The sequence below is a fragment of the Streptomyces altiplanensis genome (genome assembly GCF_053591575.1).
The window spans coordinates 1-7,352 of the sequence record NZ_JBSFUB010000177.1 but is presented as its reverse complement, the minus strand read 5'-3'; the positions used below and the strand labels follow the sequence as shown (position 1 = coordinate 7,352).

The following is a 7,352-nucleotide window of genomic DNA, read 5'->3' as shown; positions in this document are numbered from 1 at the left end:
GGGGATGAAGCCGAGGACACCCACCAGCAGGAAGACCACGCCCACCAGCAGCGCGGCCTGCTGCACAGGGGTCCGGGCGGTCGGCGCCGTGCGGTGCTGAGCAGTCATGACAGGACCTTTCTCCTGCGGCGGCTCACCGAGCCGGCCGGTAGATCGACTACGCGCAGCGGGTACCCCTCGCTCGCGCCGTTATCCGGTCCCGCCGGGAGGGACATTCTTCCGTGAGGCGGTCATGCCAACTTTCGCGACGGCGTGACGTCCTGAGAGGAACCGGGCCGACGACAGCAGCGGTGACCACGGCGGTTTCGGCCCGGCTCGGCCCGGACGGTGGTGGCCGCGCCCCGCCCTTCGCCGTGCGCGCTCTCCGCATCGCCGGTACCGATGCGGGACGAGATGAACGGGACGCTGTGCGGCGGGGCCGCCGGACACTCATGCCGGCCGGGCCGCTTCCGCCCCGTCCCCGGCTCATGCCACGGCGCGTCGTCAGGTGTGGACGATGCTGTTGCGACCGTCCTGGTCGTCGGCGTGGCCGTCGTTGAACCAGTAGTCGCCGTGGGCGAGGTAGCGGAAGCCGTAGCGCTGTTCCCTGGGGAGGGTGACGGTGACGGAGCGAGTGCCGTCCGCCCGTTCCGTGAAGGGGTGGGCTCCCGGCTGCCAGTCGTTGAAGTCGCCGACTACGCTGACCTGCCCGCAGGCCTGGCCTGCCGGGATGACGAAGGTGATCTCAGTGTGCTTCTTACGTCGGCTGCGCTCCAGCATCGTTGAACCTTTCCTCGGAGGGAGTGACTCAGGATCCCCGCCCCTCCGTCCTTCCGGCACTTCTTGTTGAGCCGACGGCGCCGCCCGTCGCCCGTATGGGTCCGGACATTCACCCCCGGCTCCGGGAAGCGGGGCCGCCGGGGTCAGACGACGGCCGCGCCGTGCCGGAGCAGCATGGCGACGTCGACCGCCGCGATGACGATCGCCGCGACAAACGGCAGCCTCGGCCGCCGGCCGCCCAGCAGGGCACTGCCGACCGCCACGACCAGGGCCACGGACAGGGCGGTCGCCCCGGCGGTGCCGGCGGGGCCGGGACGGGCGAGCACGAGCAGTGCGGTGGCCGTCACGAGGGGCGCAGGCAGCAGCAGCCGCGCCCGGGCGGGGCCCAGCCGCTGGGGCCAGCCGCGCACCCCGGTGGCCAGATCGTCACCGATGTCCGGGAGCACGTTCGCCAGGTGTGCGCCGACCCCGAGCAGCGCCGCGGGGACGACGGTCCACCAGGCCGGCCAGGGCCGTCCCTCCAGCCCCAGTGCGACGAAGGCGGGAAGCGCCGCGAACCCCACCGCGTACGGCAGCCAGGACAGCACGGTCGCCTTGAGCCCGAAGTTGTACGCCCAGGCGGCGGCGACTCCGACGAGGTGGACCGTACCCGCGAGCGGTCCGCAGGCCAGGGACAGCGGTACGCACAGGGCCAGGGCGGTGACCGCTGCGGCGCGTACGGCGCCGACGCCGACCGAACCGGCGACCACGGGTTTGGTGCGCCGCCCGACGGCGATGTCGCGCGCGGCGTCGACGGCGTCGTTGCTCCATCCGACGGACAGCTGGCCGGTCAGCACCGCGGCGGCCACCAGCAGGCATCCGGTGGTGTCCTGGCCGCAGGCCACCGCCATCGCGGTCGTCAGGAGACCGACCGCGAGGGTCGGCACCAGGTGGCACGCCCCCGCGAGCCCGCCGGCCACCCGCAGCACACGCCGCGGACCGGAACTCCCCGATGCCGCGCCCGCGGCGCCGGCCCGGCCCGTAACGCCCGAGTGCGAGTCGACGTCCACGCGCTCATGCTAGGCGGCCGGCCGCCACCGAGCGGGCCGGCCCGCAGGCCGCGGCCGGCCCGCAGGCGCTCCGCAGGCACCCCTTCCCGGGGCCGTGCACAGCCGCCGGACGAGCGACAGGGTGTGTGAGGCCATGGCGGGCGGGGGCACCCATTGCAGGGCCCCCCGCCCCCGGCCTCGGACCGCAGATGACCCGGATCGCAGCTGTTCACGGAGTTCTGGCCCCCCACCGGCACGCCCAACGAGAGATCACGGACATGGTCGCCCGGGTGTGTCTGCCCGAGGGGACCGACCGCCGGGCGCTCGACCGGCTGCACGACAGCGCGAAGGTGTCGACCCGCCATACGGCGCTGCCCCTCGACGCGTACGCCGCGCTCCACGACTTCGGCGCGGTCAACGACGCCTTCATCGAGGGCGCGGTGAGCCTGGGCGCCGAGGCCGTCCGCGCCGCTCTGCGCGCGGCGGGCCTCTCGCCGCGCGACGTCGACTTCCTGATGTTCACGTCGGTGACCGGTATCGCCACGCCTTCGGTGGACGCGCGCCTCGTGGGGCCGCTCGGGCTGCGTCCGGACGTCAAGCGCGTGCCCGTCTTCGGCCTCGGCTGCGTCGCGGGGGCGGCCGGTATCGCCCGCCTGCACGACTACCTCCTGGGCCGCCCCGACGACGTGGCCGTGCTGCTGTCGGTGGAGCTGTGCTCTCTCACCCTCCAGCACAACGACGCCTCACCGGCCAATCTCGTCGCCAGCGGACTGTTCGGGGACGGCGCCGCGGCCGTGGTCGCGTGCGGCGCCCGCCGGCCGGCCGCCGTCGCGGGTCCGGCCGTGATGGGCACCCGCAGCCGCCTCTATCCGGACAGCGGACAGGCGCTGGGGTGGGACATCACCGGCTCCGGATTCCGCGTCGTACTGGACCCCGGCGTTCCTGACCTCGTACGCAAGAACCTGGCCGCGGACGTCGACGGGTTCCTCGCCTGTCATGGTCTTCGCCGTGCGGACATCACCGCCTGGGTGTGCCACCCCGGCGGGCCGAAAGTACTCGAAGCGGTCGAGGAGGCGCTCGAACTGCCCGACGGCGCGCTCGATGTCACCTGGAGGTCGCTGGCGGCGGTGGGCAACCTCTCCTCGGCGTCGGTGCTCCACGTCCTGCGCGACACCCTGGCCGTAAGCCGCCCGCCCGCGGGCACCGCCGGACTGCTGCTCGCCATGGGACCGGGCTTCTGCTCCGAACTCGTCCTGCTCCGCTGGTAGAAGAGGAGGAACGCATGTTCTGGTACACCCTGCTGGTGCTGGCGGTCGGCGCGGAGCGCGTCGCCGAACTCGTGGTGGCTCGCCGCAACACCCGCTGGAGCCTGGCCCGCGGCGCCGTGGAGGCAGGACAGCGGCACTATCCGGCGATGGTCGCCCTGCACACCGGTCTGCTCGTCGGCTGCCTGGCCGAAGTCCACTGGGCCGGACGGCCGTTCGACCCGGTACCGGGATGGACCATGGCCGCTGTCGTGGTGGCCGCACAGGCACTGCGCTGGTGGTGCGTCCGCACCCTGGGGCCGAGGTGGAACACCCGCGTGCTGGTCGTGCCCGGCCTCCCCCTGGTGGCGCGCGGGCCGTACCGGTGGCTGAGCCACCCCAACTACGTGGCCGTGGTGGCCGAAGGACTGGCCCTGCCCCTGGTGCACGGCGCCTGGCTGGCCGCCTCGCTCTTCACCGTCCTCAACGCGGCGCTGCTCACCGTACGGATCCGCTGCGAGAACGGAGCGCTCGCGCTCGCTCCGGGGCGCGCCGCCGGCGCCGGGGCGGCGGGTGCGGGGCGGTGATCGACCTGCTGGTGGCGGGCGGCGGACCGGCCGGGCTCGCCACCGCCATCCACGCCGCGTCGGCCGGCATGGAGGTGGTGGTGATCGAACCGCGCGCCGCCCCCGTGGACAAGGCGTGCGGTGAGGGGATCATGCCCGGCGGGGTGCGGGCTCTCGAAGCCCTGGGCGTCCGGGTCGGCGGTCGCGCGCTGAACGGCATCCGCTATGTCGACGGGCGGCACCGGGCCCAGGCCGTCTTCAGCGACGGCCACGGCCTCGGTGTACGCCGTACGGAACTGCACGCGGCGCTGGCCCGGCGGGCCGCCGAGGCCGGTGTCGAGATCCTCACCGGGCGCGTCGGAGAGGTGCGGCAGAGCACGGACGCGGTGACCGCGGGGGGCCTGCGGGCGCGCTGGCTGGCGGCCGCGGACGGTCTGCACTCGCCGCTGCGCCACTCGCTCGGCCTGGATCTGCCCAGCCGCCGGCCCCGGCGCTTCGGCCTGCGCCGGCACTACCGGGTGGCCCCGTGGACGGACTTCGTCGAAGTGCACTGGTCCGTCTCCGGCGAGGCGTACGTGACACCGGTCGGCGACGGTCTGGTCGGGGTGGCCGTGCTGAGTACGGCCAAGCGCGGCTTCGACGCGCACCTGGCCCGCTTCCCGCACCTCCTCCCCCTCCTGGAGGGCCCCTGCGCCGGCCCGGTACGCGGCGCCGGCCCGCTGCGCCAGCGGGCTCGGCGCCGTACCGCGGGGAGGGTGCTGCTCGTGGGCGACGCCGCCGGCTACACCGACGCGCTCACCGGCGAGGGCATCGCCCTTGCGCTGGCGTCGGCCGAAGCGGCGGTGCGGTGCCTGAGGGCCGGACGGCCGCAGGCGTACGAGCGGCACTGGCGGCGGCTGTCCTTCCGGCACCGGCTGCTGACCGAGGGCCTCGTACGGATGAGCGGCCACGCGGCCGCCGCCCGGCTGGTGGTACCGGCGGCGGCCAGGATGCCGTCCGTCTTCGCGGCGGCCGTCCGCGTCCTCCAGTGACGCCCCGGCCCGGGCTCCGCGAGCGAGCCGGCCGGCCACGGGGCGGACCGTTCATCCCAGGGTCAGCAGGACGACGGCGACGGCCAGCATCTGCTGCCGGGCCGCCCCCAGGTAGAGACTGAGGCCGAGGGCCGCCCCGCTCCGACCAGGGCGGCCCGGCCCAGCAGCCTCGGCGGCTGTTTGAACTCGGGGAGGTGCCGCCGGACACTCGGCAGCAGGAGCACCACGGCGGCGAGGCGGCCGGCGGCCACCGGCCACAGGCCGCTCGCGGGGTCCGCCTGGGCGAGCCCGATGTACTGCACCGCCACTCCCGCGCTGGCGATCAGACCGTCCAGCGACGCCTGACCGGCCCGCGTCCGGCCGCCGGAGACGCGGCGGGCGCCGGCCCCGCCGGAGACGAGCCACAGCGCGGGCACGGTGACGCAGATGCCGGACCAGGCCGGTGGAGTGGGCCGGTCCCCCAGGAAGAGCACGCCGCACAGCACGGACAGCGCCACACCGGTGACCGCGCTCACCGGGACCACGATGCTCATGGCCCCGCGGCTCAGGCCGCGGTTGAGGAAGTGCATGGCCATGGCGCTTCCGGCACCGGACAGCGCCCCCCACATCACGTCCGTGGCCCGGACCGTTTCGGCAGGCAGCACAAGCACGGCCGCGAGCGCGAGCAGCAGGCCGCCGAAGCCAGAGCGAGAAGAGCACCCATCCGCTCAAAGTGCCCGGCGTGGGCGCCTCGATGCCGCCTGCCGGCGGGGGTGTTGAGAACCACGGCCCCGCGGCACCACGGCCCCGCAGGGCCGGCGCGCTCGCCCTCGTCGCCCGCCGCCCGCGGGTCTCCGCACGCCTCGTCGCGGCCGTCGCCTCGGTCGACGCGGTCTCCCGCCTGGCGCTGCTCCTCTTCGCGGTCACGGACGTGGTACCGCTCACCGGCCCGGGAGCCGCCTTCACGACCGTCGGGTCGGTGACGGTCGCGGTCTTCGCCGCACTCGAGTTCATCGGCCTGCGCCGCTCGCGGGCAAGGCGGTGAGATCGTCTGCATCAAGCCTTGGATGGAGGGCAGGGACAGAGAAGCCGCATCGTGGCCCGTCTGCTTCCGTCATGACGTGGGCCATGGCGCGGTGCACCAGCAGATCTACAGCATTGCGCCCGGGCTCCCATCCGGCCGGCCGCAGAGAGGCAGACGACATGCGTAGTGTCGGAGTGGAGGAGGAGCTCCTCCTGGTGGACTCGCGGACCGGCGAGCCGCAGGCGTTGTCCGCGGCGGTACTGGCCTCCGTGTCCCGGCAGGGCGGCAAGGATGCCGAAGTCTTCGAGGCCGAGCTGCACCGCCAGCAACTGGAGTTCGGCACCCGGCCGCAGACCGGCATGGGAGACCTCGCGGAGGAGATCGTCCGCTGGCGGGCGGAGGCCGCGCGCCACGCCGAGGGCCTGGGCGCGGCCGTCGTGGCCCTGGCGACGTCGCCCCTGCCGGTCAGCCCGGCCATCGGAAGCGGTGAGCGCTACCGGTGGCTGGAGGAACAGTTCGGACTGACCACACAGGAACAGCTGACGTGCGGTTGCCATGTCCATGTGTCGGTGGACTCCGACGAGGAGGGCGTCGCCGTCCTGGACCGGATCCGGCCGTGGCTGTCCGTGCTGCTCGCACTGAGTGCGAACTCCCCCTTCTGGCAGGGCAAGGACAGCAAGTACAGCAGTTACCGCAGCCGGGTGTGGGGCCGGTGGCCCTCTGCCGGGCCGGTGGAGATCTTCGGCAGCGCCGACCGGTACCACGAGCAGGTCGACGCCATGGTCGGCACCGGCGCGCTGCGGGACCAGGGGATGATCTACTTCGACGCCCGGCTCTCGCACCGTTACCCCACCGTCGAGATCCGGGTGGCCGACGTGTGCCTCGACCCCTCCACGACGGTGCTCCTGGCCACGCTGGCCCGCGCTCTGGTGGAGACGGCGGCCCGGCAGTGGCAGGCCGGCGAACCGCCCACGCGGCACGGGGTGGGCCTGCTGCGGCTGGCCGCGTGGCGGGCCGGACGGTCGGGACTGGAGGAGGAGCTGATCCACCCCGTCACCATGCGCCCCGCGCCGGCCGAAGCGGTGGTGCGGGCACTGTTCGAACATGTCCGGGACGCCCTGGAGGACAGCGGGGACGTACTTCCCGTCCAGGAGGGCCTCACGGCGCTGCTGAAGGGGGGGAACGGGGCGCGCGTCCAGCGCGAGCTGCTGCACCGCAGCGGCGGTGACCTGCGGTCCGTGGTCACCGAGTGCGTACGCAGGACCCGCGGCTAGGCCGCGGGTCCAGGCACCTGCGCGTGCGCGCGCCCTCTCGGGCCGCGGTCAGGACGGAGTCGCGTCACGGGTGGTCGGGCTGCTGGTCCGGAGGCGTCCCGCCGCCCTCTCCGCCGCCCTTGTTTCCCTTGTCGGTCCCGTGGGCGTGCTTGCTTCCGTGACTCCCCGCCGAACCGGGCTGGCCGGCCTTGAGCTCGGCGCTGTCCTGCGGGGTGGCGCCGCCCTTGTCGCTGCGCCGCTGTTCGGGCTGCTGCGGATTCGACATTCCGCTCCCTGCTCTCTGGTCGGGACGTACCTGCTTACATCCTGCGCGTTCCCACGCAAACAGAGACAACACATCCGATACGCCCGGATGCGGGAGCGCCGGCCGACGCATGACGTCGGCCCGTCATGCCCCCACCCTGCCCCCAGGCTCGCCCCCATGCACCTGTCTGCACACGCACAGAC

Annotated in this window: 9 protein-coding genes; 5 read left to right on the top strand and 4 right to left on the bottom strand. The window is 74.1% G+C overall.

Annotated features, from left to right (window positions below; translation table 11 throughout):
* Positions 1-483: 483 nt before the first annotated feature.
* Positions 484-759, bottom strand: coding sequence for an isoamylase early set domain-containing protein (locus tag ACWD0Y_RS35630; protein ID WP_093802790.1), 276 nt, complete (start codon positions 757-759; stop codon positions 484-486).
* Positions 760-902: 143 nt separating this feature from the next.
* Positions 903-1,808 (bottom strand): UbiA family prenyltransferase, encoded by a 906-nt coding sequence (locus tag ACWD0Y_RS35625; RefSeq protein WP_450264408.1) that lies wholly within the window; start codon positions 1,806-1,808, stop codon positions 903-905.
* A gap of 188 nt (positions 1,809-1,996) precedes the next feature.
* On the opposite strand from ACWD0Y_RS35625, the gene ACWD0Y_RS35620 reads away from it, so the two are divergent.
* From ACWD0Y_RS35620 to ACWD0Y_RS35610, 3 genes are read left to right on the top strand one after another with little or no spacing between them, the layout of a single operon-like run.
* Complete coding sequence (locus ACWD0Y_RS35620) at positions 1,997-3,055, top strand: type III polyketide synthase (RefSeq protein ID WP_450264407.1); 1,059 nt, start codon at positions 1,997-1,999, stop codon at positions 3,053-3,055.
* Between the two features lie 14 nt (positions 3,056-3,069).
* Positions 3,070-3,618 carry an isoprenylcysteine carboxyl methyltransferase family protein gene (locus tag ACWD0Y_RS35615; protein ID WP_450264406.1) on the top strand — a complete coding sequence of 183 codons (549 nt, stop codon included), beginning with the start codon at positions 3,070-3,072 and terminating at the stop codon, positions 3,616-3,618.
* Positions 3,615-4,628, top strand: coding sequence for an NAD(P)/FAD-dependent oxidoreductase (locus tag ACWD0Y_RS35610; RefSeq protein ID WP_450264405.1), 1,014 nt, complete (start codon positions 3,615-3,617; stop codon positions 4,626-4,628). Before ACWD0Y_RS35615 ends, ACWD0Y_RS35610 begins: the two co-directional genes overlap by 4 nt.
* Before the next feature lie 62 nt (positions 4,629-4,690).
* Here ACWD0Y_RS35610 and ACWD0Y_RS35605 read toward each other — a convergent pair whose 3' ends face one another.
* Entirely contained in the window at positions 4,691-5,278 is a 588-nt protein-coding gene (locus ACWD0Y_RS35605; protein ID WP_450264404.1) for a hypothetical protein, read from the bottom strand.
* A 71-nt stretch (positions 5,279-5,349) separates the two neighbouring features.
* Here ACWD0Y_RS35605 and ACWD0Y_RS35600 point away from each other — a divergent pair, with 71 nt between their 5' ends.
* Positions 5,350-5,652 carry a hypothetical protein gene (locus tag ACWD0Y_RS35600; RefSeq protein WP_450264403.1) on the top strand — a complete coding sequence of 101 codons (303 nt, stop codon included), beginning with the start codon at positions 5,350-5,352 and terminating at the stop codon, positions 5,650-5,652.
* Between the two features lie 158 nt (positions 5,653-5,810).
* Positions 5,811-6,905 carry a glutamate--cysteine ligase 2 gene (locus ACWD0Y_RS35595; protein ID WP_450264402.1) on the top strand — a complete coding sequence of 365 codons (1,095 nt, stop codon included), beginning with the start codon at positions 5,811-5,813 and terminating at the stop codon, positions 6,903-6,905.
* A gap of 64 nt (positions 6,906-6,969) precedes the next feature.
* Here ACWD0Y_RS35595 and ACWD0Y_RS35590 read toward each other — a convergent pair whose 3' ends face one another.
* Entirely contained in the window at positions 6,970-7,170 is a 201-nt protein-coding gene (locus ACWD0Y_RS35590; RefSeq protein WP_450264401.1) for a hypothetical protein, read from the bottom strand.
* Between the last annotated feature and the right edge of the window lie 182 nt (positions 7,171-7,352).

What these genes read in the sequence shown, in the direction of transcription:
- ACWD0Y_RS35615 (WP_450264406.1), top strand. Translation starts at nt 3,070, where the DNA reads ATGTTCTGGTACACCCTGCTGGTGCTGGCGGTCGGCGCGGAGCGCGTC.
- ACWD0Y_RS35595 (WP_450264402.1), top strand. Translation starts at nt 5,811, where the DNA reads ATGCGTAGTGTCGGAGTGGAGGAGGAGCTCCTCCTGGTGGACTCGCGG.
- ACWD0Y_RS35590 (WP_450264401.1), bottom strand. Translation starts at nt 7,170, where the DNA reads ATGTCGAATCCGCAGCAGCCCGAACAGCGGCGCAGCGACAAGGGCGGC.
- ACWD0Y_RS35620 (WP_450264407.1), top strand. Translation starts at nt 1,997, where the DNA reads ATGACCCGGATCGCAGCTGTTCACGGAGTTCTGGCCCCCCACCGGCAC.
- ACWD0Y_RS35630 (WP_093802790.1), bottom strand. Translation starts at nt 759, where the DNA reads ATGCTGGAGCGCAGCCGACGTAAGAAGCACACTGAGATCACCTTCGTC.